Raw genomic sequence first — 26661 nt, 5'->3', positions numbered from 1 at the left:
CCCCGCCTATAGCGGCGCTTCTTAATCGGTCAGCCACGCTTCGGCAGGCCATGTGCCCGAATAGCTCAGTTGGTAGAGCAAGCGACTGAAAATCGCTGTGTCGGTGGTTCGAATCCGCCTTCGGGCACCACTTTTTTTTCGGACCAGAGCCGGTTCGGGGAACCGGCGTCCGAAAAAATGTTGAACCATGTGCTTCGACAGGCTCGGCACGAACGGAGATATCCCGCCCAGCAATATCGGCCAGCACCCACAAAGCAAATGCGCCACCATCCAAGGCGACAGGTATCAGACGGCCGCAAGAGGACTGTTGCACACATTCATTGTGTCACATCGAGGCCTCGATCATCTAAACGGCGCTAGGCAATCTGCGGACCATAGAAATACTGCTTGGCCACAGCAACATCGGAAACACAGTGAGATGTCCTGGCTTAAATTTAGCGGACGCAACAAAACCTGCGCTGCCTTCATACCAAGGGCCATTGTCGCTGCTGATAATGATAATCGCATTTTCGAGCGTTCCCGTGCGTGACAACGCCTCGACAAGTTGGGCTACGTCGCGATCGAGAGACTCGACAACATCGCCATAGGTGCCCGCAGCAGATTGCCCTTGGCGTTCTGGCACCACAAATAGTGGGATATGCGGAAAATTGTGAGCAAAATAGAGAAAGAATGGGCCGCTTTTTTAGCTTTGCCGATTGATAACGGCAACCGCCTCATCGGTATATAACTTATCCAGTTTGGTTTGGTCGACAGGCGCTTTCACGGCGATTTTATCATCACGATATAGCGCAAAAGGCTCCATGTCGTTGCTATATAATGCGCCAAAATAATGATCGAAACCAAAGTCATTGGGCCGCGATGGTTGCCGGTCACCGATATGCCATTTACCAATCATGTTAGTCGAATAACCGTCCGCTTTCAAAAGCTCGGCAATGGTGATTTCTTCGGCGGGCAAGCGGACATTTTCGCTGGCTAATATATTGAGCATGCTTTTGGTGCCGCCGGTCGGAAAGACCACATTGGGCAATCCGGCGTGGGGAGCATGCCTCCCGGTCAGGAAACCCGGCCCAAAGCCCGAGTGCCAGTATCAGAAGTATGGGCAGGGCGAAAACCAGCCCCAGACGTTTCAACCATTTTTTGATGATATGTGCCCCTGGTCCGGACGAGGTATTACTCTAACCAATACGAACTTTGCTGTGCAAGCCATCCATCATAAATCGCTTCGCCGTTTGACTCGAAATTTCCCCACTGTTACGCCCAGTTCATGGGGCGGTTTTCGAAAAAGAGCTTGGTTATATTGGCAGCGATCGTCGCATTTATCCATTTTGGTACGCCTCTAATTGCCGACCTTTTTTTTGAGCTTTATCATCTATCGAAACTCGAATTTCTCTACTCGGCTTATGGCGTATTGCGCTATCTCACCGCACAGTTCATGTTCTCGCCCAATCGCTGGATGGTCACGTTTCTGGTTGGGTTGTTCGGTCTTGCGATCTTGTGGTTGCTGCAAAAAAGGCGCGCCAGAAAGGAAGCCAAAGCATGACAATGGAACGGCGGGGATTCATGGTCGGGGTTGCCGCTGCAATGGGCGGCATCGTCTATTCCAGCGGTCTTGCCGCGATGTTGGCCAATGCGACTAATGCTGAGAAACCATTGCCGATGATTGCGCGCGATGCCTGGATCAATCAGGCGGTGGATGTTTTTTCGCCCGAGAAGCGTGCGCTGGTTTCTGCCATGTGCGAAACGCTTATTCCAAAAACTGATACGGCTGGAGCCAAAGAAGCCGGCGTGCCCAAATTTATCGAGCTGCTTTACGCCCAATGGATGGCTGAGCCTGAACGAATGTTATTTGATAAAGGCTTGGCAGAGGCCGATAAACGCGCGCAGGCCAACCACGGCGGCATATTCGCGCAATGCGATGCGGGCGCTCAAAAAGCGGTGCTGGAAGCGATGGAGGAAGAACAGGGCGATCACCCCTGGTTCGCTTTTGGCGGGCAATCGGTGGCTGACGCACGCGCGGACACGCCGTTTATGGCCTTGTTCAAGGAAATTGCGGTGACCGGTTTCTTTATGTCCGAAATCGGCGCGCAGGAAGTCTTGCGCTACGCGCCGATGGCGGGAATTTTTGATGGCGAGGCCAGTCTGGCATCCGATGAAAGCAGCTGGGCTGCCACCCCGTTTATGTGATGGCAGAGCAAGAAAACATTCCTTCAACCGGCAGGATGTATGACGCCATCGTCATCGGTTCGGGCATTACCGGCGGGATGGCCGCTAAAGAACTGACCGAAAAAGGGATGCACGTGCTGATGCTCGAACGCGGCACGCCGCTCGAACATGGCGCTGGCTATATTGGCGAGCATGCTTCGAATTGGACGATCCCTTTTGCCAACCTTCCCAACTATCAGGCGAATGAAAAGGACTACGCGACGCAATCCAAAAACTATGCCTTTGACGAAGCGACGCGCCAGCATTTTATCAAGGACAGTGACGAACCTTATATTCAGGAAGGCGACACCCAATTCGAGTGGATAAGAGGTGCGCGGGTTGGTGGACGTTCGCTGATGTGGGGCCGACAGGTTTACCGCTGGGCGCCGGTCGATTTTGAAGCCAATGCGATTGACGGTCATGGAACCGACTGGCCGGTGCGTTATGATGATCTTGCGCCCTGGTATAGCCATATCGAGAAATTTATCGGGGTTACCGGCAAGAAAGAGGGCCTCGATTACTTCCCCGATGGTGAGTTCCAAAAGCCGATGGAAATGTATGCACTTGAAAAACGCATCAAGGGACGATTGGCGCGTCATGCTAGCGAGCTGACCTACACGATGGGCCGCGCGGCCGTACTGACCGAGCAATTGGGCGACCGTGCGCCCTGCCATTATTGTGGCCCCTGTCCGCGAGGCTGCTCAACCGGCAGCTATTTCAGCACGCAAAGTTCGACGCTTCCTGCAGCGATGAAAACCGGACGTTTAACGTTGCGGGCCAATAGCGCGGTTCAGAAAATTCTCCATGATCCAGCGACCGGCAAAGCGACTGGCGTGCAGATAAAGGATATGGAGAGCGGCGAACAATTGATCTATAAATCGCGCATCATTTTCCTCAACGCATCGACCATTCACAGCGCGCAGATATTGCTCAACAGCAAATCAGCGGCTTTCCCCAATGGCCTTGCAAACAGTAGCGGTGTGGTCGGACGGTTTTTGATGGATCATAACGAGCATGGCGTCAATACTGGCGTCTTCTTTGATGACATTGACCGCTATTTCACCGGCAATCGTCCCAATGGCACCTATATCCCGCGCTTTCGCAATATTCAAAGCAAGGACGACGATGCCGAATTTATCCGCAGCTATGGCTTTCAATGCAATACCATCCGGCTCGATCACCGTTTCACCATGCACCAAAAGGGCATCGGTGCGGATTACAAGGAAAGCCTGCGCAAGCCCGGGCCCTGGATATTTGCGATGGTAGCGTTTGGTGAAACTTTACCTGATGCCAACAACCGGATCACGCTCGATGAAAATAAACGTGATGCGTTTGGCATGCCGATTGTGCATATTGATATGCAGTTCGGAGAGAATGAAGATAAGATGCGCAGTGACATGAAGCAGCAGGCTGACCGGATATTGAAAGCCGCAGGAGCCGCGTTTATTGCTACCGCCAGCGATGAAGCGGGCCCCATTTCGGCAATACATGAAATGGGTACAATTCGCATGGGCAAGGATCCTGAAACATCCGCGCTTAATGGCTGGAACCAGAGCCATGATGTGCCCAATCTGTTTGTCACCGATGGCGCGGCCATGGCTTCAAGCGGGCATGTCAATCCGTCGCTAACCTATATGGCTCTCACCGCCCGGGCGGCAGACTATGCGGCCAAGCAATGGAAGAAGGGCGCGCTATGATTGCCAAGTTTTTCAAATTTGTGGTCGCACCGATTATGCTGCTGTTTCTGCTGTTTATCGGATATGCGTTCTACATGCTCTGGCAACATGAGATGTTTGTCGAGCCGACTTACGACACGGTGGCGCCAGCAATCCCCGATGCGGACGGAAAGCCTATGGTTTTGGTATTCAGCAAAACCAACGGATTCCGTCACATCGATGCAATTCCGGCGGCCCACGCGATGTTTGCCGATTTTGCAAAGTCGGAAGGCTGGACGTTATTCGCTACCGAAAATGGAGCGGTGAATAATCCCGAAGACTTGGCGAAGTTCGATCTGGTTGTCTGGAACAATGTTTCTGGTGATGCCCTGACAGCGGACCAGCAGGCAGCGTTCATGGAATATATGGAAAGTGGCGGGCAGTTCCTTGGTATCCACGCGGCTGGCGGCGACCGCGCCTATAAATGGCAATGGCAACCGACAGAGTTAATCCGAACCCAGTTCCGCAGTCATCCCAATATCCCGCATTTTCAGGACGCGAAACTGAACGTGGAGGATCAACGCCATCCCGCGACCCGTCACCTTCCCGCTATCTGGGAACAGAATGACGAATGGTATACTTTCAACACTAGCCCGCGCGATAAGACCAACGTTCTCGTGTCAATTGATGAAGACAGCTATAATCCCTCTACCTGGATGTTCGGAGACGATCTGAAAATGGGTGACCACCCGTTGATCTGGCATCACGACCTTGGCAAAGGCCGCGCCTTCTATTCTGCGCTCGGTCATCAGGCATCAAGCTATGCCGACGAAAATTATCGTGCACTGTTACTAGAGGCAAGCAGGTGGTTATTGACGGGCAAAGCCGAGAGTTAGGCTTAGGATGCTTTAAATGGCTTGCATAGCTGTGATTGATTTGATTCAAGGGGTTCTGATTTGAGGAGCCTTTGATGAATGATTTGCCGGTGCTGAATGGGGCGCAGATGTGCCGTATTGAGCCATATTTTCCACTTTCTCATGGCGTTCCCAGAGTGGATGACCGGCGGGTACTATCCGGGATTGTCCATGGCCTGAAGAATGGTCTTCGCTGGTGCGATGCGCCGTCTGGCTATGGTCCGCACAAGACGCTTTTCAGCCGCTTTGTGCGTTGGAGCAAGCTGGGCGTCTTCAGCCGCATATTCGCTGCTCTTGTCAAACAAGCGGACGAGCCGGATGTGCTGATGATCGGCGACAAAGCCTATCCTGAGCAGGTCGAAGGGGTTACGACAGCGACGAATACCGCGCTGCCTTGAAAGCCATAGGCATTACCGCCTGTATCCCGCCGCGAAAGGGCCGGATATTCCCTGCTGACTTCGACAAAACCCTCTACCGGCAGCGCCACAAAATCGAAAATCTCTTCGCACGCATCAAAGACTGGAGACGCATCCACACACGCTACGACCGATGCACGCACACCTTCATGGCCGCTATCACCATCACTGCTATCTGCGCATTCTGGATCAATTAATGAATCCTGAGCCTCGAGTCTAATGCGTAGTATGATCAAAATTTATCAGGCTTTGTGCTGCCTTGGTTATGCTGCGACCCGCTGGCGTAGTTCGGTTTTGAGTATCTTGCCTGATGCGTTCATCGGAAGTGATTCGCACAAAATTATGGTGCGCGGAATTTTGTAGTTGGCGATATTTTCTTTTGCCCAAGTCAATATATCGGCCTCATCAATCTGCGTGCCGGGTCGCGGTACAATGAAAGCCTTTCCGACCTCGCCCAATCGGTCATCCGGAATACCGACCACAGCCACTATGCCCACGGCTGGATGTTCGGATAGCAATTTCTCGATTTCAGCCGGATAGCAGTTGAAACCGCCGGAAATATACATGTCCTTCTTGCGGTCGGTGATGCGGACATAACCGTCTTTGTCCATGGTCCCGACATCGCCGGTATGGAGCCAGCCGTCCTTATCGATGGCTTCGGCTGTGGCCTCGGGATCATCAAGATAGCCAAGCATTACACCATAGCCGCGCACCCATATTTCGCCGGTTTCACCGCGATCGACTTCTTCGCCGCTGTTACCAGCTATGATAACTTCGAGGCCGGGAATGGCCTTGCCACAACTCTGGGCGATAAGGTCGGCATCATCGCCCCGGCGGCATGCCGTGATGGTAGAACATTCGGTCATACCGTAGGCGGTCACGGTATCGGTCAAATTCAATTCTGCGCGCATCCGGCGGATGAGCTCGGGCGGCACGGTTGCAGCCCCGGTTGCTGCCCCGCGCAAGGAGGATGTATCAAAATCATTGTCGGCTTTCGCGGCCAGCAGCGACTGATAAATCGTCGGAGCTCCTGGCAGGAAATTGACCTTGTCTTTTTCAATCCGGTCAATAACGGCCGGAATATCAAAGCTGGGCATGGGGATGATAACTGCCCCTGCGATCAGGGCTGCGACCCATCCGGCTTTATAACCGAAGCTGTGGAAAAACGGATTGACGATGAGATAGCGTTCGCCAGCTTCAAGGCCCATCACTTCGACCCAATGCTGGAACATCGGTACAATCCGGCCATGGGTGGAAAGCGCTCCTTTGGGCGCGCCGGTGGTGCCGCTGGTAAACATGATATCCGAAATATCGTCAGGTGAAAGCTGCGCTAATGCGGCGTTTACTGTTGGGTCATCCGTGCCTTGTCCCTGTGCTAGAAAGGTCCCCAGATTTTTGCTGATTAGGAATATTTCTCGGAGTTCGGGTAAATCTTCATCGGCAATTAGCGCCGGATAATCGGTGTCCAAAAAATCGTCGACAGTGAATAGCAGTTTTGCCTTTGTCCGCCGTAAAATATCTCCGGCTTCACGGCCCTTGAAGCGCGTGTTTAGCGGCACGATCGCCGCACCTGCGGTTAGCGCTCCGAGCGCAATGACAATCCACTCCCGGCTATTCGGTGCCCAGATTGCAATGCGGTCACCCTTGTCAATACCTGATGCGATAAAGGCTGATGCGCATTCCCGTGCCCGCCGCCACAGTTTGTTAAAGCTCCACTCGTCCCCGTTCTCCAGCAAAGCGGGGGCGTTGCCCCACTTGCGGGCAGCGTCCTCCGCGACATGCGGGATCGTCAAGGGCATGGTGCTTTCACTCATCTTTAAACAGGCTTCATGTTTTCCGGCCCCCAAAAGGCCCGCATTTCAGCTACTTTGCCGTCGTCGTTGAACCGGAATGTATCAATGATTTCGATATGCGCCTTGTTGCCGCCAAGATCGACTATTGCTCGAAATGGAAAGGCGACACTATCGCCTGCGCAGCGCGGCGTGCCTTCAAGCTCCAGCTTTGCGCCGTTTCCAACTGCGCCAGTGTAGAATTCACGTATGGCTTCAATGCCTTCTTTTAGCGGCGTCCCGACCGGATCTTCGATCGTTGCATCATCAGCATAGAGTCCGACAATCGCTTCGACATCCTGCTTTGAAAAGCTATTAATATAGGTTTCGACGGCTTTGATTTTGTCTTCAATGGAAACAGGCATATTCTAATCCTCCGGATAATAGCGGCTAACGGTATCGATCACACAAGCGGGCTTTTCGCTGCCTTCAATTTCTATGGTGACGCGAATGATTTGTTGGATTGCTCCCTTGATTTCCTCGACTTTAATGATCTCGCCGACCGCGCGAATATTGCTTCCCACCAGAACGGGTGCAAGGAAACGCATTTTATCAGAACCAATGTTCACCGCATGGGTAAATCCGCGCACTTCGACCAGCGTGGGCAGGAATAGGTTCACGAGGCTCATCGTCAGATAACCGTGCGCAATCGTTCCGCCGAACGGACCTTCCCTGGCGCGCTCTTCATCGACATGAATCCATTGGTGATCGCCGGTGACGTCGGCAAAACCGTTAACGCGTTCCTGATCAATTAGCAGCCAGTCGCTGGGGCCAAGGATCGTACCTTCTTGACCAACTAAATCGCGCGGGCTGTCATATATCTTTGTCATGGCTCAGGCCCTCTGACTGGAGACTGAGATAATTTCTCCAGTCATATAAGAGGACAGATCGCAGGCGAGGAACATCATCACGTTTGCAATTTCCCAGACTTCTGCGGGACGTCCAAAGGCTTCCTTGGCTGAAAGTTCTGCCAGCAATTCGTCGGTCGTAACTTTTGCGAGAAAGGCATGCATCGCGATACTGGGCGCGACTGCGTTGATCCGTACGCCAAATTCTGCGGCTTCAATGGCAGAACAACGGGTGAACGCCATCACGCCAGCTTTAGCCGCAGCGTAATGCGCCTGACCCTTTTGCGCGCGCCAGCCGAGCACCGAGGCATTGTTGATGATAGCGCCGGTCTTGCGATCTTGCATGTGCGGCAGAAACGAGCGCGTCATACGGAACACGCTGTTGAGCGTCACGTCGAGCACGCGTTCCCATTGCTCATCGGTCATATCGACAACATCGACTTCACCGCCGAGGCCCGCATTGTTAATCAATACATCAATATGGCCCAGCTTTTCAATCGCTGTATCGCGTAGATTGTCGATATGCTCCTGCTGGGTAACATCGCAAACACAAGTTTCCGGGCGTTTCCCAACCGCTTCTGCAATCCGATCAGCGGCTTCACTCAGTCGGCGCTCATGAAAATCGCTCATCAACACGCTCGCGCCTTCTTCGGCGGCGCGCTTGGCGGCGGAAAAACCGATGCCCGTTCCTGCAGCAGCGGTGACAACAACGGTCTTGCCCTTCAGTAAATCGCGCGGCTCGGGATAGGTCGGGATCAAGCTCATGTATCACCTCTGGGTTCTCGCGGCATACCAAGTGCCCGTTCGGCGATCAGGTTGCGTTGGATCTGGTTTGTGCCACCGTAAATTGTATCGGAGCGCGAATAGAGGAACAGGTTGGGCAGGGTGCTCCATTCATAATCCGGATTGTCTGTCACTTCGCCAGCTTGGCCAAGCACATCCATTGCTAGTTCACCCAAATTCCTGCGCCAGGTCGCCCATTGAATTTTGTAAGTCAGCGCGGCGCCATCAACTTTTGAATGATCGGTATTCGAAAGCATCCGAAGAGCGCCATAACGCATCAGGTTTAGCCCGATTTCAGCCTTGGCAATACGTTGTCGGATCAATGGATCGCTGGCAGCGCCATTAGCCTTTGCAGCCGCAATGACCTCATCGAGCTCGTTACGGAAACCCATTTGCTGACCGAGCGTCGAAACACCGCGTTCAAAGGCGAGCAGCCCCATTGCGATTTTCCAGCCTTCGCCAGGCGTGCCGATTAAACTGTCCTTGTCGCAAGTTGCATCGGTAAAGAACGTCTCGTTAAATTCTGCATCGCCGTTGATCTGTTTGATTCCGCGAATGTCTATCCCGGGTTGATCAATCGGCATCATCAGGAATGTGAGGCCTTTCGGACCTTTGGTTCCTTCTTCGCTGCGCGCGATGACAAAAATCCAGTCGGATATATGCGCGAGGCTAGTCCAGATTTTCTGGCCATTGACCACCCAATTGCCGTCTTCAAGCCGCGCTTTGGTCCGCACGCTTGCCAAGTCAGAACCGGCATTGGGTTCAGAAAATCCCTGACAGAATATTGTTTTACCGGCAGCTATATCTGGCAGGAACTGCTTTTTCTGTTCTTCGGTTCCAAAGGCCAGCAAGGTCGGTCCAGCTAGCTCAATCCCAATATGATTGACCCGGCCGGGGACACCCGCACGCGCATATTCCTCGGCAAAAATAACCTGTTCTGCGAGGGTAGCTCCGCGACCACCCCATCCAGTTGGCCAACCGATGCAGGACCATTTGTGCGCAGCGAGTTGCTGTTCCCATTCCTTGCGGCGCTCCGCCTTAGCGGTGAGAGTTGTGATGCCCTTGATGTCGGAAAATTCACCTGCCATCTGGGCGTTGAGCCAGTCGGCACATTCGCTACGAAAATCTTCTTCGGCTTTTGAGAAACCTAGCTTCATGCCGCTTCTCCCAATATCATCGTCGCGACTTGCTCGCGATGCCAATTGCCGTCCAGCAACATCGTCTGGATCGAGCGAGCGCGCTTGAAAAACAGGTGCGCGTCATGCTCCCACGTAAATCCAATCCCGCCATGCAGCTGGATCATATCCCCTGCACATTTAAAGAACGTATCAGCGCAAAAGGATTTTGCGGCATGCAGCGCCAGTTTTACATCATCCGAACCTTCATCGACTGCACAAGCTGCCCAGTAAACCGCCGAACGCGCCTGCTCGATCTCAATCATCATATCGGCGGCGCGGTGTTTATAGGCTTGGAAACTGCCAATGGGTCGCCCGAACTGAACACGTTCCTTGGAATATGCGACGGTCCGGTCGAGACAGGCCTGCGCGCCGCCCAAAGCCTCTGCGGCCAAACAAAGCCAGGCTGCCGATTGGGAGGCATGCATGGCGGGTTCGAAATTCTCAAAGGGTTCGCCTTCGACATTTTTCAGTGTGATTGTTGAAAGCGGCCTTGTCTGATCCATCGTCGTGAAGGTCTCGATTGACAGGCCGGGGGCATCTTTTTCCACAATCCATGCTTGATCAGGATGCGCCAAAATGAGGACATCGGCGATGCCAGCATGCGGCACCAGCTCAAAGCTGCCGTTGAGTGTGTTGCCATCATGTTTGACAGTGTCATTGCCCGCAGCAGCACCTATCACTTCGCCCGATATGAGTTTGGGAAGCCATTTTTGTTTCTGATCTTCAGTTCCACCGGCAGCAATCATCGCAGAGCAGATTGCAAGGTTGAGCAGCGGTAATGCCGCAACCCGCGCGCCTGCGGCCTCCACGACCACAGCCAGCTCGACATGACCCAGACCAGCGCCGCCATTTTCTTCGGGAATGATGATACCGCCCAGACCCAGTTCCTGACAGAAATCAGTCCATAGCTGGCGATCAATGCCATCATTCTCCATCGCGGCTCTGGTGCGTTCACTGGTCGCATTTTCAGCAAAAAACTGCTGAGCAGTCTCGGCGATCATCAATTGCTCGTCGGTGAAGGCAAAGTCCATCAGGCTGTACCCCAAACTTTGCGTGGTTCGACCCGTTCTTCTATCAATTTGGAGACGGCATCTCCGACATCGGCAGGTTCCCATTTTGCGCCCTTGTCAACAACCGGACCTTCGCGCCAACCATCTTCCAGCATGATTTTTCCGCCTTCCAGTTCGAAGATACAACCCGTCACATCTTTCGATAGAGGTGATCCCAGCCAAACAACCGTTGGCGCAATATTATCAGGATGCATCACATCAAATGCATCGCCACCGGTCGCCATTTTATCGGCAAAGGCTTGTTCGGTCATCCGTGTGCGGGCCGAGGGTGCGAGTGCATTCGAGGTTATTCCATAGCGCCCCAGTTCAGCGGCCTGAACCAACGTCAGGCTGGCAATGCCGCCCTTGGCCGTCGAATAAGCCGACTGCGCAATCGACCCCTGCAAACCGGCGCCGGACGTTGTATTAATTATCCGCGCATCAACCTCATGACCTTCTTTGGCCCGCCCGCGCCAATAATCCACTGCATGACGGGCGATACAAAAATGCCCGCGCAGATGCACGTGCATCGTCGCATCCCATTCATCGAGCGTCGCGGACACAAACATCCGGTCGCGCACGATACCGGCGTTGTTCACGACTACATGAAGATCACCGAACGCTTCAACAGCGGCTTCAACGATCCGCTTGCCGGCGTCCCAATCGGTCACGTCTTCGTAATTGGCGATAGCATTGCCGCCAGCCGCTTTGATCTCTTCCACCACCGCGTCCGCGGCGCTGGTATCCCGGCCTTCGCCGCCCAAAGAAGTGCCAATGTCGTTGACCACCACATTTGCGCCTTCTGCCGCAAAGGCGAGCGCGTAGCTTTTGCCCAGTCCGCGTGCAGCACCGGTGATGATGACTGTTCTGTTGTCACAAATTCCCATTATGCTCTTTCTTTTATCGGTTGTTTTGTATGTCCGCTGGTGTTTCCCACCAGATCGGTCTGCAAATACTCTTTCTCTGTATAGCTCCATGCCCCGCCAATAATGGCGAAACGGTCACGATATCGACCTGTCGCAATCGGCTGCAGAGGCAATTCATCAGTAGCTTGCAAAACCGTCCATTGTGCATGGCAAGTGGCGGTCGTCGCATCATCGGAAAGTTCGATAATGGGGTTGGTAATGATGTGCCGCGTTCGGGGCGTTCCGTCAGGATAGAGCCTGATCCAGCTTTCCCACATCGTTTTGATATTTTCTGCGCCTTTAATTTCATGGCCGTTTGCTACGACATGTCCATGATCGAACATCGCCGCTGCGCCGTCAAAGTCGGCAGCATCAATCGCATTGGCATAGCGATAGATGAGATTGGGTATGTCGATTGCAGCATTGGCCATCTGTACTACAGCCTCTCGATAATCGTAACATTGGCTTGCCCGCCGCCTTCACACATTGTCTGAAGACCATAGCGGCCACCGGTCCGTTCAAGCGCGTTCAGCAGAGTGGTCATCAAGCGTGCGCCTGTCCCACCCAACGGATGACCCAAGGCAATCGCGCCGCCGTGAATATTCACTTTCTCATGCGGGATGCCGAGTTCCTTCATCCACGCCATTGGCACGCTGGCAAATGCCTCGTTGCATTCGAAAAGGTCGATATCATTGACAGTCATTCCCGCCTTTTTCAGCGCATGTTGGGTTGCCGGCATCGGTGCGGTAAGCATCCAGACTGGATCATCGGCACGAACCGATATATGATGGATGCGCGCGCGCGGTTTCAGGCCGTGGTCTTTGACCGCCCGTTCTGAAGCGACCAGCATGGCTGCCGCACCGTCGCAATTTTGGCTCGAAACACCAGCGGTTACCTTGCCGCCTTCTTGAATGACTTTAAGTTGGGAGAGGCCTTCCAGCGTGGTGGTAGGCCGGATGGTCTCGTCGGCTTCCAATCCTTCCAATGGTGCAATCTCGTTCTTGAACCACCCATTGTCCGTTGCTGACTGTGCACGTTGGTGAGAGGCGAGAGCGAATTCTTCCATCTGCTCGCGTGATATATCCCATTTGTCAGCGATCATCTCTGCCGAGTTGATCTGATTGAGTAAGCCATCGCCATAGCGCGCCACCCACCCGGGGGACGTATTGAACGGATTGTCGAAGCCGTAAGGCTGGCCCGCGTACATCGCTGCACTGATCGGAATGGCGTTCATGGCTTGACTGCCGCCCGCAACAACCAAGTCCTGCGTGCCTGACATCACCCCTTGCGCCGCAAAATGCAGCGCTTGTTGAGAGGAGCCGCATTGACGGTCCACGGTTGTGCCGGGCACATGCTGCGGGAGACCGGCAACCAACCAAACAGAACGACCGATATCGCCTGCTTGCGGCCCGATGGTATCGCAACAGCCCCAAACAACATCATCCACTGCGCCCGCATCAAAATCCGTTCGCTCCGTCAATGCCTTGATTGGATGGGCGCCCAGATCAGCCGGATGGACTTCCGCCAGCGAACCTTTCTTGCGGCCAATCGGCGTGCGAACTGCGTCAATAATATAGGCTTCGGCCATCAAATTTCCTTAAGCAAATGTATGTGCGGGACCAATGTCCAGCGATCCAGCGATCACTGCGTCATCAATCCGTTTTGAATGAAATGCACGGCTGCCCCATGCGCCGATCAGCGCCCAACTGCGCTTCATCCAGAAATGCAAATCGACTTCGTAGGTATATCCCATTGCGCCGTGAATTTGGATGGCGGTTTCCGCCATTTGTAGAGCAGCATCGCCAGCGGCGAGCTTTGCATGGCTGACATGGATTTGTGCGCTGTCGATACCATCATCCATCGCTTGGGCAGCACGCCAGACTACCGGCTTGGCAAATTCCAGCGCAACTGTAGCCTTAGCCAGATGATGTTTAACCGCCTGAAAGGCGCCAATGGGTTGACCAAACTGATTGCGGACTTTTGCATATTCGACAGCTTGTTCGAGCATTGCATCGGCAATACCGACGAGTTGCGCGGCAGACATAAGTGCGCCGAGATTGAGCAAGTGCGGATCATCGGTAGCATCGACGGACGGAGCCGTAAGGTTGCGAAGCGGATCAACACTTTGCCAAGGAAAGCCATCGCCATCAGCGACCCATCCGTTTATCTTATGGTCGAGTGGCATTGTTTTTTCACCGGAAGCGATCGCAGCCAAGTCAGCGGTGTTTCCATTTGCAATCAACCATGGAACCGCAACAAAAGCCGTATCGACCAAAGGTTCGGCCAAACAAGCTCGGCCACATTCGGCGGCAATCAAAGCTGCGTCGAGTAGCTTGAGGCCTAAGCCACCTTCCGCTTCTGGCACCAACAGACCGGGCAAGCCCATTTCGACAAGACCTTGCCAGATTGCTGGGTCGCGATTGTCGCCCTCATCAAGACGGCGAAGCACTTCGGGGCCGTGCGTTCCGGAAAAATATTCGCGGACCCCTTCGGTAAGGGTGAGTTGATCTTCGGTCAGCAAAAATTCCATCAGACGAGCCTCGCCAAATTGACGTCATTGCGAGGAGCGCAGCGACGCGGCAATCCAGGGCGCCGCTGCGCCGCTCTGGATTGCTTCGCTACGCTCGCAATGACGAAAAACGCACAATCCATTAGCCCGCTCCCTGTCTTGGTAATCCGAGGAAACGTTCAGCGATGATGTTCCGTTGTATTTCGTTGGAGCCGGCATAGATCGGGCCTGAGAGCGAGAAAATATAACCATCAAGCCACTGATTGACCGTGCCGTCAGCAAATTTGGCGAGTTCCGCCGCTGCGCCCATCAATTGCATAGCGGATCTGTTCATCGATCGGTCCAGTTCCGACCAGAAAATCTTGTTGAGGCTTGCTTCTGCGCCAATTTTGCCGCCAGCCAAGATCTTCGCAGCAACTGAATAGGTATTGTAAGCATAAGCCTGCGTACCCATCCACGCCTGCGTAACGGCTTCTCGTGTCGCTGGCGAAGCGTTGGCTTCATTGGCTCTATACAATTCAACCAATCGCTTGGCTGTCGCCTGAAAACGGCCGGGAGAACGCAGCATTAAACCGCGTTCAAATCCAGCGGTTGCCATGGCCACGTTCCAGCCTTCGCCTTCTCCAGCCAACATGTTTTCGGCTGGCACGCGCACTTCGTCGAAAAATAACTCCGCAAAGCCAGGCTCGCCATGCAATTGCCGGATCGGGCGGCGGGTAATGCCGGGGCTGTTGAGATCAAACAGGATGAAGCTCAATCCCTTGTGCCGTTTGCTGCCTTCCTCTGTGCGGAAGAGGCCAAAACCCCAATCGGCGAAACTCGCACGGCTCGACCATGTCTTCTGGCCGGAGATCACATAATGATCGCCATCGCGAACTGCCTTGGTGGTAATCGCGGCCATGTCGGAGCCTGCGCCCGGTTCTGACCATGCCTGCGCCCACATCACTTCACCGTTAGCCATAGGTGTCAGGAAGCGAGCCTTCTGTTCGTCCGTGCCATATTCCATGACAGTTGGGCCAAGCAGGAAAATACCGTTCTGATTGGCGCGTAGCGGAGCGCCTGCTGCCCAATATTCTTCTTCAAAAATCAACCACTGGATCAAATCCAACCCGCGTCCGCCATATTGTTCCGGCCATGTGACCATGCCCCAATTGCCGCTGGCAAGCTTGCGCTCCCACTCGACATGCTGGTGGAAACCCTCTTCACCTTCCAATGTTAGTAGTGGTTTGTCCGGCACATTTGCTGCGAGCCATGCGCGTATTTCGGCGCGGAACGCTTGTTGTTCGGGAGTGTATTTCAAATCCATCAGAATTTGGCCGCCTTGCCTGTCTCAATAAACTCATCACGCGATTTCTGGCTGTCTTCGTGCATGTACATTTCGAGCGTAAAGCCCTGTTCCCAGCGATACCCACGATCCACATCGCGTTCTTCGAGACCGTTGAGGGCTTCCTTGGCAATGACCAGTGCTTTGCGGGATTTTGATGCGATGATGGCGCAAAATTCGCGTGCTTCTTTTTCGAGTTGATCTCGCGGAACAACTTTCTCTACCGCGCCCAATCGGTATGCCTCTTCGGCCGACACAGTACCGCCGGTAAAGAAGGCTGCGCGCACTTTATGGAGAGGCAACATACGCGAAAGATGCGATGCCCCGCCCATCGCGCCACGATCCACCTCAGGCAAAGAGAAATAGGCATCGTCCGCTGCAAAGATACTGTCGCTAGCGCCACAAATACCAATGCCGCCGCCGATAACGAACTTGTGCACCGCGCTTATCACCGGAACTTCGGCATCCCTTATAGCCTTGAAGGTCAGATAATTGCCGCGATTGAGAAGGGTGATGCGTTCAGGATGCGCCTGCATCTCCTTGATATCTACTCCGCCGCAAAAGCCTTTGCCTTCCGCGCGGATGAGGACGCAATTTACATCGGGATTGCGGCTTGCCTCGGTTACCATATCCGGTAGCGACATCCATGTTTCGCTATTGAACGCATTAACTGGCGGGACATCGAAAACAATCTCGGCAATCTTGTCCTTGATGGTGGTGGTGATCGGCATCAGGCGGCTCCTTTTAGAGCATTGGAAGTTTGTGAAAGTGCCGCGCAGTGCGTTCTGGCATCATTCTCAATCTGTGTAAGGAGTTCCTTGCAACTTATTATATTATCTAGTCTTCCTGCTACCAGGCCGGTTGCCATCAGTCCATTCTCCGCGTCCCCTTCGACCACAGCTTTCTGAAGCAGCATCGGGGCGGCTGCGGCCATCATCGCTTCGGGCAGGCTCATGTCGCCGTGCGCGGTCATCCCGCGCGCGGTTTTGATCAGGTCGCTCCAGCTGGCCCCTGTTTGTTTCTTCATCGCGAGGGCAGCCATCAGGCCGCGTTGCCATTTGGATAGCGCTCCGGATTTTTCGATTTTGCGGAGCATCGGATTGATGATCATGCGCTGCGGAATACCGTCGACTTTCGTGGTGACAGTGATGTCGTTAGTGGTTGCGCCCGTATAACTCTTCTTGGGCGCATCGGGCACGGGGCTGTCGCTGGTCATCATAAAGCGTGTGCCCATGGCGATCCCCGCTGCACCGTAAGCCAGCGCTGCTGCCAGTCCGCGCCCATCGGCGAAACCGCCCGCTGCAATCACTGGCACATCAACCGCATCCAGCACCTGCGGCAACAACACGGTAGTAGCAACTGACCCAGTATGACCGCCACCTTCGCCGCCCTGGATTGTGATCGCCTGACAGCCCAGCGCGACCATTTTTTCGGCATGTTTTTGCAGTCCCACGGTGGGCATGCAGATAATCCCTGCTTCACGGAATTTGCCAATCATCTCGGCATCGGGACCGCGTCCGAAACTGACTGCCCGTACCCGATCAGAGTTCGCCAAAATAACCTCGACAATCTCTTTGGCACCTGGCTGGAAACTGTGGAAATTCACGCCAAAATTATGCGGTGTCATATCCTTGAGTTTAGCAATCTCGCTGGCCAACTCCGCAGGCTGCATAACCGCTCCTGCCAGGAAGCCGAACGCGCCCGCATTGCTGGACGCTGCCACGAGCTGCGGTGTTGCAATCCAGCCCATGGCGGTCTGCACCACCGGCAAGCGGCAGCCCAGCATTTCGGTTAGCGGTGTGGAAAGCGGATCGCCCATCAATCAGCCTTTGGCTTCCTGTGCTTTATTTTTTTCGGCCATTTTCTTGCCATCAAATCCGGCGATATAATCGCCCTTGGTCAACTGGTTATTGGCGTGGGCAAAGTGATGATAGCCAAATGACGCATCGATACCGGCTTCCTTGCCGGCCAGCGTATCCATATGGTTACACGCCTGTTTGGCGAGTTGCAGGGCCAGTCGCGGTTGTTCAGCGATACGCGTTGCTACTTTCAGCACTTCATCCGCCAGCTGCTCGCGCGGAACAACCCGGTTGAGCATCCCCATCTGATAAGCGCGTTCTGCGCTCATCCGTTCGCCCAGGAACAAAAATTCCTTGGCAATACGGGTGTTTAATTCGAATGTATGCGCAAAATACTCAAGTCCGGGAAAGCCCATTTGCAAAACCGGATCCTGAAAAAACGCATCATCGGAAGCGATAATCAAATCGCACACCCATGCCAGCATTAGCCCGCCCGCGATGCAACCTTTATGGACCTGAGCAATCGTCGGCTTGGGAATATTCCGCCAGCGCTTGCACATGCCCAGATAGACTTCCTGCTCGCGAATATAGGCTTTTTCCGCGCCCGCTTTATTGGCGTGATCATACCACATCAGGCGGCGGTCAAAACTGGAATGGAAATCGCGTCCCGGCGAGCCGATATCATGGCCAGCACTAAAATGCTTGGCATCAGATTTCAGCACAATGCACTTCACCGCATCATCATCGACAGCTTTCATAAACGCATCATCGAGTGCATAAGTCATCTGGCTGTTCTGGACATTATGAAATTCTGGCCGGTTAAGCGTGATCCAGGCGATGCCATCTTTGGCTTCATAGAGGATTGGCTCGTCGGTTTCATAAACCGGGGTTACGTCTTCTAACGGTACAATATTGTCGCTCATGCTGATGTCCTTATAGCTGGCGGATTGTCGCGGATAACATGCGCGCGAAACCCGTGGGGGTCTAGTTGATTGATAATCGTCAGAGCGTCTGAATCGGGCAGGGCGGTTTCGCCTTCGACCGCATCTATCAAATCAAAGCCGGTTGCTGCCTGTACTTCGTCAAAAGTCACGCCGGGATGCAGCGTGACCACACGGACAGCGTTACCCGGTCCGCCAAAGTCCATCACGCAAAGATTAGTGACCATCTTTTGCAGGTCGATATGATCGTAATTGCCGCCCGCAACCCGCTTGGCCGGATTATAACCCGCGCTGGACACCATATCGACTTCGCCTTCGACAAAAGTTCGCGTCGAATGAAACGGAATGAACATCGAATTCGCGTGATAAATCGAATTTCCCGGAAATCCGCGCACGCCCAGCATCTGGGTCTTGGGTTGGTGATGCGTTCCGCCAAGCTGTGACAGGTTGGTCTGGCCAAAGCGGTCAATCTGGGTCGGCGTCACCATTGCGTGACGGCGTCCTGTCCACACCGCGCTGTCAAAGAAGCGCGAGAAGGGCAGATGGCCGGCAAATTTGGGTTTGTAATCGCCGCGTGGTCCCATGGGAACGGGCTGTTCCACCAGATAGGCTTCGCCATCGGTCATCATCAGGCCGGGCGAGTGCGTCAACTTGGCCAAACCAGCGCCAACGCGCGGGACAGGACCAATACCGGTTGCGATGATTTCGCGATCCGTCCGGAATGTCTCGGAACAGGCAAAAATGCACAGCTCTGCAAGAGTGATATCGCTCATCAGTATATCGCCAGCGGTGTTTTCAGAACCGCTTCCTTTCCGCCAACAGATTTAAGATATGCCGCTTCATCTGCGCCGACAAACTGGTCAGCGACCGCATTCCAGTCACCGGGGTCTTTCGCAGCGCCTGCATAAACCTTAAACGCTTTCATATCCGGACCATAAAGCGGCGGCATAGAGGACGGATGCGCGCCGCCGACTATTTCAGTAACGCCGGTTACAAAGCAACGTTCGAATATATTAGCCTGTGCATCGTCATGATAATGGTCTTCCATCTTATCGACGAGTTCTTCACACGAGACATAGGTTTTCGCCGCTGCCTTGGCATACCATTCGTCATAATAAGCATCCGGCCCTAGCAACTGGACATTACCGCGATGGTCACAGCGATTAACGTGGAGCAAGGCTGCATCGAGTTTCAGCGCTGGCATGGCGATGAGGGTCTCGCCATCTTCGTAAGGCGATTGCACGGTTTTGAGCCCTCCGAGTTCAGCCAGATCAGTGCCAAGACCAACACGCGTTGGAAGATATGGAAGCCCGAAAGCTGCCGCCTTTAATCCCCATTGCAACATGCCTTCGTCCAGTTCCAATACCTCGATTTGACCGGCTTCCCGCGATTTGCGGAACCAGGGTTCGAGCGGAATGGCGTCGAGCGAGACAAATGCAAAGACAAGTTTCTTGACTTTACCCGCCGCGCACAGCATCCCGACATCCGCGCCGCCATAAGCGACGATGGTCAAATCCTTGAGTTCACTGCGCATAATTTCACGCACCAGCGCCATTGGTTTCCGCCGGGGCCCCCAGCCGCCAATGCCAATAGTCATGCCATTGGATAGTTGGCCGACAATTTCGGCAGGGGTCATTCTTTTATCGAGCATCAACCGTTTGCCTCTTCTGTTGCGGCTTCTGCAGCCGCTTTTTGCCAGGCCCATTCATGTCCCCATTGGCTGGGCGTGGTATGGGCGGTTGGCTCCCAAGTTGCTGGATCAATGACGAGCCCTTCGAAACCAAATTCCAGATCAAATCCGCCCGGCGTCTGCATATAAAAGCTCGTCACCTGATCATTGGTATGTTCGCCCAGCGTGGCAGAAACCGGAACGTCGGCTGCTGCCATCCGCTCATAAGCCTTATCGACATCTGCGCGCGATTTTGCCTCGACCATGATGTGGACGCAGCCCGTCGGTGGCGCGGGCATCTGGATAACCGCAACGCTGTGATGCCGCCCGGTTTCCGCATGCATGAAGGCGATACCCATTTTGGGTGTTCCCGGCGGACCGACTTCAATTTCGGGCAGATCGGAATCGCCAAAGCCCATGACATCGCGATAAAATTTGTGCGTTTCTTCAAAGGCCAGCGATCCATAGACGACATGGCCCATGCCAAGATCGCCGGTGACAAAACCGCTGACGCCAGCGGGAGATTGGAAAGCGGTATCGGCCTGCGCGGCACCGTGGAAAATTTCAAATTGATGCCCGGCAGGGTCTTTTCCGCTTGCCAGTGCCTCAACGCCCCGGCTCGCCGCATCGCCATCGGCCACCTCGCATCCAGCGTCGCGCAATTTGTCCGCCATCGCGTCGAAATCAGCCTGATCAGCCAGTTCCCATCCTGCAACCGCAAACCGGTCAGCATCCGCCTTGATAATCCGGAAGCGCGCCGCGCGTGCGTCGATCCGGTATAGCGCCGCGCCGTCTGCGCCTTTGCCATCCGCCATCGCGCCGACTACGCCGGTCAGATAATCATGCCATTTTGACAAGTCTGTCGTTTCAATCACGACATAGCCCAGTCCTTTTATACCCATGGCATCAGCCTCCTTTTACCAAATCCAAGAAATATGGTCTTTCACCGCCGCCATCGACATTGAGCCGCGCGCCCGAAATATATTCCGCCGCTGGCGACGCCAGATAGCAAACCGCATTCGCCACATCTTCACCCTTGCACATACGCCCGAGCGGCAATGATGCTGCCACGGTGGCCTGCGCATTGGCATCACCATATGTCGCTTCAGCATTTTCGGTTTCAGCAAGACCGACGATAATTGCGTTGACGCGGATTTTATCCTTGCCCCATTCCTGCGCGAGACTTTGGGTCAGATTAAGCAGGCCAGCCTTGGCTGCACCATAAATCGCTGTGCCGGGGGCAGGTCTTATGCCTGCCACACTGCCGATGTTAATAATGCTGCCGTTGTCCGACTTTACCAGATGTGGATGGCTTGCCCTCGCCATATAATAAGGTGCCATCAAATTGAGTTGCATAATAGAGTCGGCAAATCGCGGACTAGCGGTCGCTGCATCGGCTGCCGGAGAGCCGCCCGCATTGTTCACCAATATATCTAATCGGCCAAATTCGGACACAGTATCTGCCACCAATTGCTCTGCAGCATCCGCTTTGCGGATATCGGCAATACGAAAAGCTATATTTTCTGCCAGTGTTTCCGGCTGGTTACGACCGCAGACCATGACCTTGCAGCCTTGACCGGCAAGCGCTTCGGCCACATCGCGTCCCAAGCCGCGCGTGCCTCCGGTGACAATTGCCACTTTGCCGTCCAGACCGAAATCCACTCTTTCACTTCCCCAAATAACGTACTGATTGATAGAATCAGATGATGTATAGGCTAAAAAACTACAATAACGGAAGCAAATATGCTTTTCAATTGACGATTTGCGTATTTTATGACAAAAAATTTTACGAATTTCCGCAATATGCGTTATTGAGTCGAAATATGTGATGGAGATGAAGATGGCAACGGTTACAGCAATCAAGACACAATCGGGCGACATTCCGACACATGAAGAGCTTGTCGATCGGGCGCGGGCGATGATCCCGACGCTGAAAAAACGGGCCAAACAAACCACTGCTGACCGCAATGTTTCTAAAGAAACAATTGCCGAAATGCAGGCGGCTGGTTTCTTCAAGGTGCTGCAACCCAAGCGTCTGGGCGGCTATGAAATGCACCCCAATGTGTTTTTCGATGTGCAAAAGCAGCTTGCCGAGGGCTGCATGTCGACGGGCTGGGTCTATGGCGTTCTGGGTTGTCACCCGTATGAGATGGCGTTGTTTCATGACAAAGCGCAGCAGGAAGTCTGGGGTGAAGATCCTTCAATGCTGGTTTCTTCAACCTATCAACCGGTTGGCAAGGTCGAGCATGCCGATGGCGGGTTTTATCTGAGTGGTCATTGGGGCTTCTCTTCCGGTTCCGTGCATTGCGGCTGGGTATTGCTCGGGGCCTTGATCTTTCCGGAAGGCGGCGAGGGCCGCCGGAAATGCGGACGTTCCTGCTGCCGCGTGAAGATTACGAGATTGGTGAAGATGCGTGGCACGTTTTTGGCCTGCAAGGAACGGGCAGTCACGATATTATCGTCGATCGCGCGTTTGTGCCGGAATATCGTACGCACAAAGCGTCTGACGGATTTCTTTGCCAGAACCCGGGCCAAGAAGCCAATGAAGGGCCGCTCTACTCTCTTCCCTGGGCGCAAGTGTTTACGCGTTCTGTTTCAACGGCGGCCTTTGGCGGCGCGCGTGCGGCGATCAATGGTGCGATGGCGATTATGGAAAGCCGTATTTCATCGAATACAGGCAAGGCTTCGAAAGAAGACCCGATGCTCCACGCTGCGATCGCGGCGGCCCATGCGCAGTCGCTTGAAATGGAATTGACCCAAAAGGCGACATTTGACGAGCTAATGGAAATTGCCGAACGTGGTGAAGAAATCCCGATGGAGAAGCGGGCGCTATTTGCCTATCAATCTTCCACCGTGGTGCGTCGTTTGGCGCGGTTGGTCGACGATATGATGCAGCTTCTGGGCGGTCGCGCAATTTACACGTCCAGCGAAATCATCCAGCCGTGGCTCGATCTCAACGCGGCGAGGGCGCATGTTGCCAATGATCCGAATAACCGGACTGGCGATGTTGTCGGCACAATGCTGGGTCAGCCTCCTGCTTTCACATTCTTGTAAGGAACGGTTTGCGCTATGGGAGGATTAAAAGGGGCGACATATTCCGTTGCAGGCGGATATGATATTCATATTCAGGAAAAGGGATCAGGGCCACCGGTGGTCTTTATCCACGGCAGCGGACCTGGCGCGTCGGGCGCGTCGAATTTCCGGCAGAATATTGATGCGTTTGTCGATGCAGGCTACCGGGTCATATTACCCGATTTGATTGGCTATGGTGCATCGTCCAAGCCCGAGGGTATTGATTACACGCTTCAGCTGTTCACCGACACGCTCTATGATGCGCTTCAACAGCATGGTATCGAAAAGGCAGCGATGGTCGGCAATTCACTGGGCGGCGGGATCGCGATCCAGATGACGCTCGATCACCCGGAAATCGCCACCGCATTCATCTTTATGGCGCCCGGCTGCGTCGCCGAACAGGCAAGCTATTTCACCATGCCGGGTATCGCCAAGATGAAGAGCAGCTTCGGCAGCGACGATTTCAGCGAGGACGAGCAGCGGAACTTGATCAGCAATCTGGTCCACCCCGATTTCGCCCCGAAAATCCCCGATGCACTGGTCAAGGAGCGCTACGCCGTCGCCAAAACGCAGCCGAAAGATGTTCTCGCAAGAATGGTAACGCCCAATCTTGGACCGCGTTTAGGTGAACTCAAACAGCCGATCTTGGTGCTTTGGGGACTCAACGACGAATTTTGTCCGGAAAGCCATTCGCGGCTGTTTCTTGACCAATGCGATAATGTCCGCGCTATGACGTTTGCGCATACCGGTCACTGGGTGCAACTCGAACGCCAGTCCGAATTTAATCGATATTCTTTAGAATTTCTCGATGAGCATAAATAGTAGTCGGGCGGAAAAATACGGCGCGGAGCTGTTCGAAGCGCTCCGGCACCGGAACACAGTCGATCCCTTGATCGCGCGTGATCCCTCGCTGACCATTGATGATGCCTATGCCATCTCGCTCGATTTCCTGTCGCGCCGCCGCAAGGAAGGTGAGAAGGTGGTCGGCAAGAAGATCGGGGTAACTTCCAAGGCCGTGCAGGACATGCTCGGCGTACACCAGCCTGATTTCGGTTTTTTGACCGACTGGATGCATGTCGAGGGCGATATTGATGTTGACGCCAAGTCGCTGATCGCGCCGCGCGCGGAGGCCGAGATTGCCTTCATTTTGAAAGACAGCCTGAACGGTCCGGATATCAGTGCCGCCGATGTGATCGCCGCCACAGAAAGCATCGCGCCCTGTTTTGAAATCGTAGATAGCCGCATCGCGGACTGGAAAATCGGCATCATCGACACCGTCGCTGATAACGCCTCTTGCGGTGTCTTCATATTGGGTGATGCCCGCGTTGACCCGCGCGATCATGATCTACCCAACCTGAAAGTCACAGTAACCAAAAATGGCGAACCGCTCTCGGAGGGCTTGGGTTCAGCCGTTCAAGGCAATCCGGCGCAGGCGGTGGCATGGCTTGCCAATACGCTTGGTCAATATGGCGTGACACTCGATGCGGGTGATGTGATATTGTCCGGTTCACTGGTGCCGCTCGAACCCGCCGTCAAAGGCGATGTTTTCGAGATGGAGCTTCATGGCATTGGCAATGCGACCGCAAAATTTGTGTGAAAGATTGATATGGCAAAAGTGAAAGCAGTGATTATCGGGTCGGGCAATATCGGCACCGACTTGATGATCAAGATGCTCAAATATCCTGAGAATATGGAGCTGGTTGCGGTCGTTGGCATTGATCCTGAAAGCGAAGGCCTTGCCATGGCCAAAAAGCGCGGCATTGCCACGACGCATGAAGGGATTGATGGCCTGAAAAAGCTCGATTGTTATCCGGAAATCGGCATCGCCTTTGATGCAACCTCGGCCTACGCGCACCAAGTCCATGATGAGGCGTTGCGGGCAGATGGCATTCAAATAGTTGATCTGACGCCTGCCGCTATCGGCCCGTTCACCATCCCGCCAGTCAACATGCAGCAGCATCTCGACCAGCCCAACGTCAACATGGTGACTTGCGGCGGGCAGGCGACCATTCCGATGGTTGCTGCGGTCAGTCAGGTGGCAAAAGTCCACTATGCCGAGATTGTCGCGTCGGTTTCTTCGCGTTCCGCCGGCCCCGGCACGCGCGCCAATATTGACGAATTCACCCGCACGACTGCGCGCGGCATCGAGGAAGTCGGTGGCGCGACCAAGGGAAAGGCGATTATTATTCTCAACCCTGCCGAACCGCCAATGATCATGCGCGATACGGTGTTCACGCTCTCTGAGGGCGGGAGCGAAGACGACATACGCGCGTCGATCGAAGCGATGGTCAAAGAGGTGCAGAAATATGTGCCCGGTTACCGCTTGAAACAGGAAGTGCAGTTTGAGCGGTTTGGCGACAATAGACCGCTTAAAATTCCCGGGCTGGGCGAGTTTACCGGCATTAAAACCAGCGTGTTTCTGGAAGTCGAGGGTGCGGGTGATTATCTGCCGCCCTATTCGGGTAATCTCGATATTATGACGGCGGCGGCCAAGGCGACCGGTGAATTGCTGGCGCAGCGGAGGATGGCGGCGTGAGTTTCGATGTCGAAAATGGCGACAAGCTTTACATTCAGGACGTAACCCTGCGCGACGGCATGCACGCCATTCGCCATATGTATGGCCTCGATCATGTCCGCGATATAGCAAAAGCAATTGATGCGGCCGGTGTTGATGCGATTGAAGTCGCGCATGGCGACGGGCTTTCGGGCACTAGCTTCAACTATGGTTTTGGCGCGCATACCGATTGGGAATGGCTCGAAGCTGTCGCCGAAGTCCTCGATAAGTGTATTCTTACGACTCTCATCCTCCCCGGTTTGGGAACGGTTGAGGAACTCAAACGCGCTTATGACCTCGGCGTACGCTCGGTGCGGGTGGCGACCCATTGCACAGAGGCGGATGTCTCCAAACAGCATATCGGCATCGCTCGCGATCTCGGAATGGACGTGTCCGGTTTTCTGATGATGAGCCATATGATCGACGCCGACGCGCTTGCGCAGCAGGCTTTGCTGATGGAAAGCTATGGCGCGCATTGTGTTTACGTCACCGATAGCGGCGGCGCCCTTGATATGGATGGGGTGCGAGACCGGTTTCGTGCTTATGATAAGGTACTTAAACCCGAAACACAGCGCGGGATGCATGCGCATCACAACCTGTCGTTGGGAACAGCCAATTCGATAGTGGCGGCGCAGGAAGGCGCAGTGCGAATTGACGCCAGTCTTGCAGGCATGGGCGCAGGAGCGGGTAATGCGCCGCTCGAAGTTTTTATTGCTGCGGTAGATCGCAAGGGTTGGAACCACGGATGCGATGTCATGGCGCTGATGGATGCGGCAGAGGATCTGGTGCGTCCTTTGCAGGATCGTCCGGTTCGCGTGGACCGCGAAACGCTGGCGCTCGGCTATGCGGGTGTTTACTCAAGCTTCCTGCGCCATGCAGAAAAAGCAGCCGAAGATTATGGCCTCGACACGCGCGAAATTCTGGTCGAACTCGGCCGCCGGAAAATGGTTGGGGGACAGGAAGATATGATTGTCGATGTTGCGCTTGATCTGGTGAAAGCGAAAGAGGCCTGAT

At 54.3% G+C, this 26661-nt stretch carries 28 protein-coding genes, 1 tRNA gene and 2 pseudogenes; 12 read left to right on the top strand and 19 right to left on the bottom strand.

The window, feature by feature from the left end:
- Positions 1-54 precede the first annotated feature (54 nt).
- Positions 55-130 (top strand) — tRNA-Phe (locus HF685_RS05660).
- 216 nt (positions 131-346) lie between these two features.
- On the opposite strand, the pseudogene HF685_RS16300 reads toward HF685_RS05660, so the two are convergent.
- A pseudogene (locus HF685_RS16300) lies at positions 347-988 on the bottom strand (sulfatase-like hydrolase/transferase).
- Between the two features lie 300 nt (positions 989-1288).
- On the opposite strand from HF685_RS16300, the gene HF685_RS05645 reads away from it, so the two are divergent.
- The 5 genes and pseudogenes from HF685_RS05645 to HF685_RS05625 all read left to right on the top strand — a co-directional run bounded on the left by HF685_RS05645 (position 1289) and on the right by HF685_RS05625 (position 5384).
- Complete coding sequence (locus HF685_RS05645; protein ID WP_168818669.1) at positions 1289-1540, top strand: hypothetical protein; 252 nt, start codon at positions 1289-1291, stop codon at positions 1538-1540.
- Positions 1537-2184, top strand: coding sequence for a gluconate 2-dehydrogenase subunit 3 family protein (locus HF685_RS05640; protein ID WP_168818668.1), 648 nt, complete (start codon positions 1537-1539; stop codon positions 2182-2184). Before HF685_RS05645 ends, HF685_RS05640 begins: the two co-directional genes overlap by 4 nt.
- Entirely contained in the window at positions 2184-3899 is a 1716-nt protein-coding gene (locus tag HF685_RS05635) for a GMC family oxidoreductase (protein ID WP_168818667.1), read from the top strand. Before HF685_RS05640 ends, HF685_RS05635 begins: the two co-directional genes overlap by 1 nt.
- Entirely contained in the window at positions 3896-4753 is an 858-nt protein-coding gene (locus HF685_RS05630) for a ThuA domain-containing protein (RefSeq protein ID WP_168818666.1), read from the top strand. Before HF685_RS05635 ends, HF685_RS05630 begins: the two co-directional genes overlap by 4 nt.
- Before the next feature lie 74 nt (positions 4754-4827).
- Positions 4828-5384, top strand: a pseudogene (locus HF685_RS05625) (transposase).
- Positions 5385-5450: 66 nt separating this feature from the next.
- On the opposite strand, the gene HF685_RS05620 reads toward HF685_RS05625, so the two are convergent.
- The 18 genes from HF685_RS05620 to HF685_RS05535 all read right to left on the bottom strand — a co-directional run bounded on the left by HF685_RS05620 (position 5451) and on the right by HF685_RS05535 (position 21683).
- Positions 5451-7001: a FadD3 family acyl-CoA ligase gene (locus HF685_RS05620; RefSeq protein ID WP_168818665.1), complete on the bottom strand. Its 1551-nt coding sequence runs from the start codon at positions 6999-7001 to the stop codon at positions 5451-5453.
- Positions 7002-7003: 2 nt separating this feature from the next.
- Positions 7004-7381 (bottom strand): nuclear transport factor 2 family protein, encoded by a 378-nt coding sequence (locus tag HF685_RS05615; protein ID WP_168818664.1) that lies wholly within the window; start codon positions 7379-7381, stop codon positions 7004-7006.
- Positions 7382-7384: 3 nt separating this feature from the next.
- Complete coding sequence (locus HF685_RS05610; RefSeq protein ID WP_168818663.1) at positions 7385-7846, bottom strand: MaoC family dehydratase; 462 nt, start codon at positions 7844-7846, stop codon at positions 7385-7387.
- 3 nt (positions 7847-7849) lie between these two features.
- The gene (locus tag HF685_RS05605) at positions 7850-8629 is read right to left on the bottom strand and encodes an SDR family oxidoreductase (protein ID WP_168818662.1); all 780 of its coding nucleotides are present in this window, start codon (positions 8627-8629) and stop codon (positions 7850-7852) included.
- The gene (locus HF685_RS05600; protein WP_168818661.1) at positions 8626-9804 is read right to left on the bottom strand and encodes an acyl-CoA dehydrogenase family protein; all 1179 of its coding nucleotides are present in this window, start codon (positions 9802-9804) and stop codon (positions 8626-8628) included. Before HF685_RS05600 ends, HF685_RS05605 begins: the two co-directional genes overlap by 4 nt.
- The gene (locus tag HF685_RS05595) at positions 9801-10856 is read right to left on the bottom strand and encodes an acyl-CoA dehydrogenase family protein (RefSeq protein WP_168818660.1); all 1056 of its coding nucleotides are present in this window, start codon (positions 10854-10856) and stop codon (positions 9801-9803) included. The genes HF685_RS05600 and HF685_RS05595 overlap by 4 nt, the downstream gene beginning before the upstream one ends.
- The gene (locus HF685_RS05590; protein ID WP_211051379.1) at positions 10856-11761 is read right to left on the bottom strand and encodes an SDR family oxidoreductase; all 906 of its coding nucleotides are present in this window, start codon (positions 11759-11761) and stop codon (positions 10856-10858) included. Before HF685_RS05590 ends, HF685_RS05595 begins: the two co-directional genes overlap by 1 nt.
- Positions 11761-12210 carry a nuclear transport factor 2 family protein gene (locus tag HF685_RS05585; RefSeq protein ID WP_168818659.1) on the bottom strand — a complete coding sequence of 150 codons (450 nt, stop codon included), beginning with the start codon at positions 12208-12210 and terminating at the stop codon, positions 11761-11763. The genes HF685_RS05590 and HF685_RS05585 overlap by 1 nt, the downstream gene beginning before the upstream one ends.
- Positions 12211-12215: 5 nt before the next feature.
- Entirely contained in the window at positions 12216-13367 is a 1152-nt protein-coding gene (locus HF685_RS05580) for an acetyl-CoA C-acetyltransferase (RefSeq protein WP_168818658.1), read from the bottom strand.
- 9 nt (positions 13368-13376) lie between these two features.
- Positions 13377-14309: an acyl-CoA dehydrogenase family protein gene (locus HF685_RS05575; RefSeq protein WP_168818657.1), complete on the bottom strand. Its 933-nt coding sequence runs from the start codon at positions 14307-14309 to the stop codon at positions 13377-13379.
- 121 nt (positions 14310-14430) lie between these two features.
- Positions 14431-15594 carry an acyl-CoA dehydrogenase family protein gene (locus HF685_RS05570; RefSeq protein WP_168818656.1) on the bottom strand — a complete coding sequence of 388 codons (1164 nt, stop codon included), beginning with the start codon at positions 15592-15594 and terminating at the stop codon, positions 14431-14433.
- A complete protein-coding gene (locus HF685_RS05565) occupies positions 15594-16343 on the bottom strand; it encodes an enoyl-CoA hydratase family protein (protein WP_168818655.1) in 750 nt (249 codons plus the stop codon). Before HF685_RS05565 ends, HF685_RS05570 begins: the two co-directional genes overlap by 1 nt.
- Entirely contained in the window at positions 16343-17431 is a 1089-nt protein-coding gene (locus HF685_RS05560; RefSeq protein ID WP_168818654.1) for an NAD(P)H-dependent flavin oxidoreductase, read from the bottom strand. Before HF685_RS05560 ends, HF685_RS05565 begins: the two co-directional genes overlap by 1 nt.
- 3 nt (positions 17432-17434) lie before the next feature.
- Positions 17435-18334, bottom strand: a complete 900-nt coding sequence (locus HF685_RS05555) for an enoyl-CoA hydratase (RefSeq protein ID WP_168818653.1) — start codon at positions 18332-18334, stop codon at positions 17435-17437.
- Entirely contained in the window at positions 18331-19125 is a 795-nt protein-coding gene (locus HF685_RS05550) for a CoA-transferase subunit beta (protein ID WP_168818652.1), read from the bottom strand. Before HF685_RS05550 ends, HF685_RS05555 begins: the two co-directional genes overlap by 4 nt.
- Positions 19125-20003 carry a CoA transferase subunit A gene (locus HF685_RS05545; RefSeq protein WP_168818651.1) on the bottom strand — a complete coding sequence of 293 codons (879 nt, stop codon included), beginning with the start codon at positions 20001-20003 and terminating at the stop codon, positions 19125-19127. Before HF685_RS05545 ends, HF685_RS05550 begins: the two co-directional genes overlap by 1 nt.
- Positions 20003-20923 (bottom strand): VOC family protein, encoded by a 921-nt coding sequence (locus HF685_RS05540; RefSeq protein WP_168818650.1) that lies wholly within the window; start codon positions 20921-20923, stop codon positions 20003-20005. Before HF685_RS05540 ends, HF685_RS05545 begins: the two co-directional genes overlap by 1 nt.
- Positions 20924-20927: 4 nt before the next feature.
- Positions 20928-21683, bottom strand: coding sequence for an SDR family oxidoreductase (locus tag HF685_RS05535; protein WP_246218772.1), 756 nt, complete (start codon positions 21681-21683; stop codon positions 20928-20930).
- Positions 21684-21861: 178 nt separating this feature from the next.
- Between HF685_RS05535 and HF685_RS05530 the strand changes: the two genes are divergently transcribed.
- Genes HF685_RS05530 through dmpG form a run of 6 tightly spaced genes read left to right on the top strand, consistent with a single transcriptional unit; the run spans position 21862 to position 26660 of the window.
- Complete coding sequence (locus tag HF685_RS05530; protein WP_246218771.1) at positions 21862-22776, top strand: acyl-CoA dehydrogenase family protein; 915 nt, start codon at positions 21862-21864, stop codon at positions 22774-22776.
- Positions 22662-23075: an acyl-CoA dehydrogenase family protein gene (locus HF685_RS16295; RefSeq protein WP_343040091.1), complete on the top strand. Its 414-nt coding sequence runs from the start codon at positions 22662-22664 to the stop codon at positions 23073-23075. Before HF685_RS05530 ends, HF685_RS16295 begins: the two co-directional genes overlap by 115 nt.
- Positions 23076-23090: 15 nt before the next feature.
- Positions 23091-23915, top strand: coding sequence for an alpha/beta fold hydrolase (locus HF685_RS05525; RefSeq protein ID WP_168818648.1), 825 nt, complete (start codon positions 23091-23093; stop codon positions 23913-23915).
- A complete protein-coding gene (locus tag HF685_RS05520; protein WP_168818647.1) occupies positions 23902-24690 on the top strand; it encodes a fumarylacetoacetate hydrolase family protein in 789 nt (262 codons plus the stop codon). Before HF685_RS05525 ends, HF685_RS05520 begins: the two co-directional genes overlap by 14 nt.
- Before the next feature lie 9 nt (positions 24691-24699).
- Positions 24700-25629, top strand: a complete 930-nt coding sequence (locus tag HF685_RS05515; protein ID WP_168818646.1) for an acetaldehyde dehydrogenase (acetylating) — start codon at positions 24700-24702, stop codon at positions 25627-25629.
- Complete coding sequence (gene dmpG / locus HF685_RS05510; protein ID WP_168818645.1) at positions 25626-26660, top strand: 4-hydroxy-2-oxovalerate aldolase; 1035 nt, start codon at positions 25626-25628, stop codon at positions 26658-26660. Before HF685_RS05515 ends, dmpG begins: the two co-directional genes overlap by 4 nt.
- The last annotated feature ends 1 nt before the right edge of the window (position 26661 follow it).

The sequence above is a fragment of the Parasphingorhabdus halotolerans genome, from assembly GCF_012516475.1.
Taxonomy (GTDB): Bacteria; Pseudomonadota; Alphaproteobacteria; order Sphingomonadales; family Sphingomonadaceae; genus Parasphingorhabdus; species Parasphingorhabdus halotolerans.
Note: the sequence above shows the minus strand (reverse complement) of the source record. Positions and strands in the feature narration are given on the sequence as shown.

What these genes read in the sequence shown, in the direction of transcription:
- HF685_RS05580 (WP_168818658.1), bottom strand. Translation starts at nt 13,367, where the DNA reads ATGGCCGAAGCCTATATTATTGACGCAGTTCGCACGCCGATTGGCCGC.
- HF685_RS05515 (WP_168818646.1), top strand. Translation starts at nt 24,700, where the DNA reads ATGGCAAAAGTGAAAGCAGTGATTATCGGGTCGGGCAATATCGGCACC.
- HF685_RS05585 (WP_168818659.1), bottom strand. Translation starts at nt 12,210, where the DNA reads ATGGCCAATGCTGCAATCGACATACCCAATCTCATCTATCGCTATGCC.
- HF685_RS05530 (WP_246218771.1), top strand. Translation starts at nt 21,862, where the DNA reads ATGGCAACGGTTACAGCAATCAAGACACAATCGGGCGACATTCCGACA.
- HF685_RS05605 (WP_168818662.1), bottom strand. Translation starts at nt 8,629, where the DNA reads ATGAGCTTGATCCCGACCTATCCCGAGCCGCGCGATTTACTGAAGGGC.
- HF685_RS05575 (WP_168818657.1), bottom strand. Translation starts at nt 14,309, where the DNA reads ATGGAATTTTTGCTGACCGAAGATCAACTCACCCTTACCGAAGGGGTC.
- HF685_RS16295 (WP_343040091.1), top strand. Translation starts at nt 22,662, where the DNA reads ATGGCGATTATGGAAAGCCGTATTTCATCGAATACAGGCAAGGCTTCG.
- HF685_RS05615 (WP_168818664.1), bottom strand. Translation starts at nt 7,381, where the DNA reads ATGCCTGTTTCCATTGAAGACAAAATCAAAGCCGTCGAAACCTATATT.
- HF685_RS05610 (WP_168818663.1), bottom strand. Translation starts at nt 7,846, where the DNA reads ATGACAAAGATATATGACAGCCCGCGCGATTTAGTTGGTCAAGAAGGT.
- HF685_RS05525 (WP_168818648.1), top strand. Translation starts at nt 23,091, where the DNA reads ATGGGAGGATTAAAAGGGGCGACATATTCCGTTGCAGGCGGATATGAT.
- HF685_RS05550 (WP_168818652.1), bottom strand. Translation starts at nt 19,125, where the DNA reads ATGAGCGATATCACTCTTGCAGAGCTGTGCATTTTTGCCTGTTCCGAG.
- HF685_RS05635 (WP_168818667.1), top strand. Translation starts at nt 2,184, where the DNA reads ATGGCAGAGCAAGAAAACATTCCTTCAACCGGCAGGATGTATGACGCC.
- HF685_RS05570 (WP_168818656.1), bottom strand. Translation starts at nt 15,594, where the DNA reads ATGGATTTGAAATACACTCCCGAACAACAAGCGTTCCGCGCCGAAATA.
- HF685_RS05520 (WP_168818647.1), top strand. Translation starts at nt 23,902, where the DNA reads ATGAGCATAAATAGTAGTCGGGCGGAAAAATACGGCGCGGAGCTGTTC.
- HF685_RS05630 (WP_168818666.1), top strand. Translation starts at nt 3,896, where the DNA reads ATGATTGCCAAGTTTTTCAAATTTGTGGTCGCACCGATTATGCTGCTG.
- HF685_RS05595 (WP_168818660.1), bottom strand. Translation starts at nt 10,856, where the DNA reads ATGGACTTTGCCTTCACCGACGAGCAATTGATGATCGCCGAGACTGCT.
- HF685_RS05555 (WP_168818653.1), bottom strand. Translation starts at nt 18,334, where the DNA reads ATGAGCGACAATATTGTACCGTTAGAAGACGTAACCCCGGTTTATGAA.
- HF685_RS05565 (WP_168818655.1), bottom strand. Translation starts at nt 16,343, where the DNA reads ATGCCGATCACCACCACCATCAAGGACAAGATTGCCGAGATTGTTTTC.
- HF685_RS05640 (WP_168818668.1), top strand. Translation starts at nt 1,537, where the DNA reads ATGACAATGGAACGGCGGGGATTCATGGTCGGGGTTGCCGCTGCAATG.
- HF685_RS05540 (WP_168818650.1), bottom strand. Translation starts at nt 20,923, where the DNA reads ATGGGTATAAAAGGACTGGGCTATGTCGTGATTGAAACGACAGACTTG.
- HF685_RS05600 (WP_168818661.1), bottom strand. Translation starts at nt 9,804, where the DNA reads ATGAAGCTAGGTTTCTCAAAAGCCGAAGAAGATTTTCGTAGCGAATGT.
- HF685_RS05620 (WP_168818665.1), bottom strand. Translation starts at nt 7,001, where the DNA reads ATGAGTGAAAGCACCATGCCCTTGACGATCCCGCATGTCGCGGAGGAC.
- HF685_RS05590 (WP_211051379.1), bottom strand. Translation starts at nt 11,761, where the DNA reads ATGGGAATTTGTGACAACAGAACAGTCATCATCACCGGTGCTGCACGC.
- HF685_RS05545 (WP_168818651.1), bottom strand. Translation starts at nt 20,003, where the DNA reads ATGCTCGATAAAAGAATGACCCCTGCCGAAATTGTCGGCCAACTATCC.
- HF685_RS05560 (WP_168818654.1), bottom strand. Translation starts at nt 17,431, where the DNA reads ATGGGCGATCCGCTTTCCACACCGCTAACCGAAATGCTGGGCTGCCGC.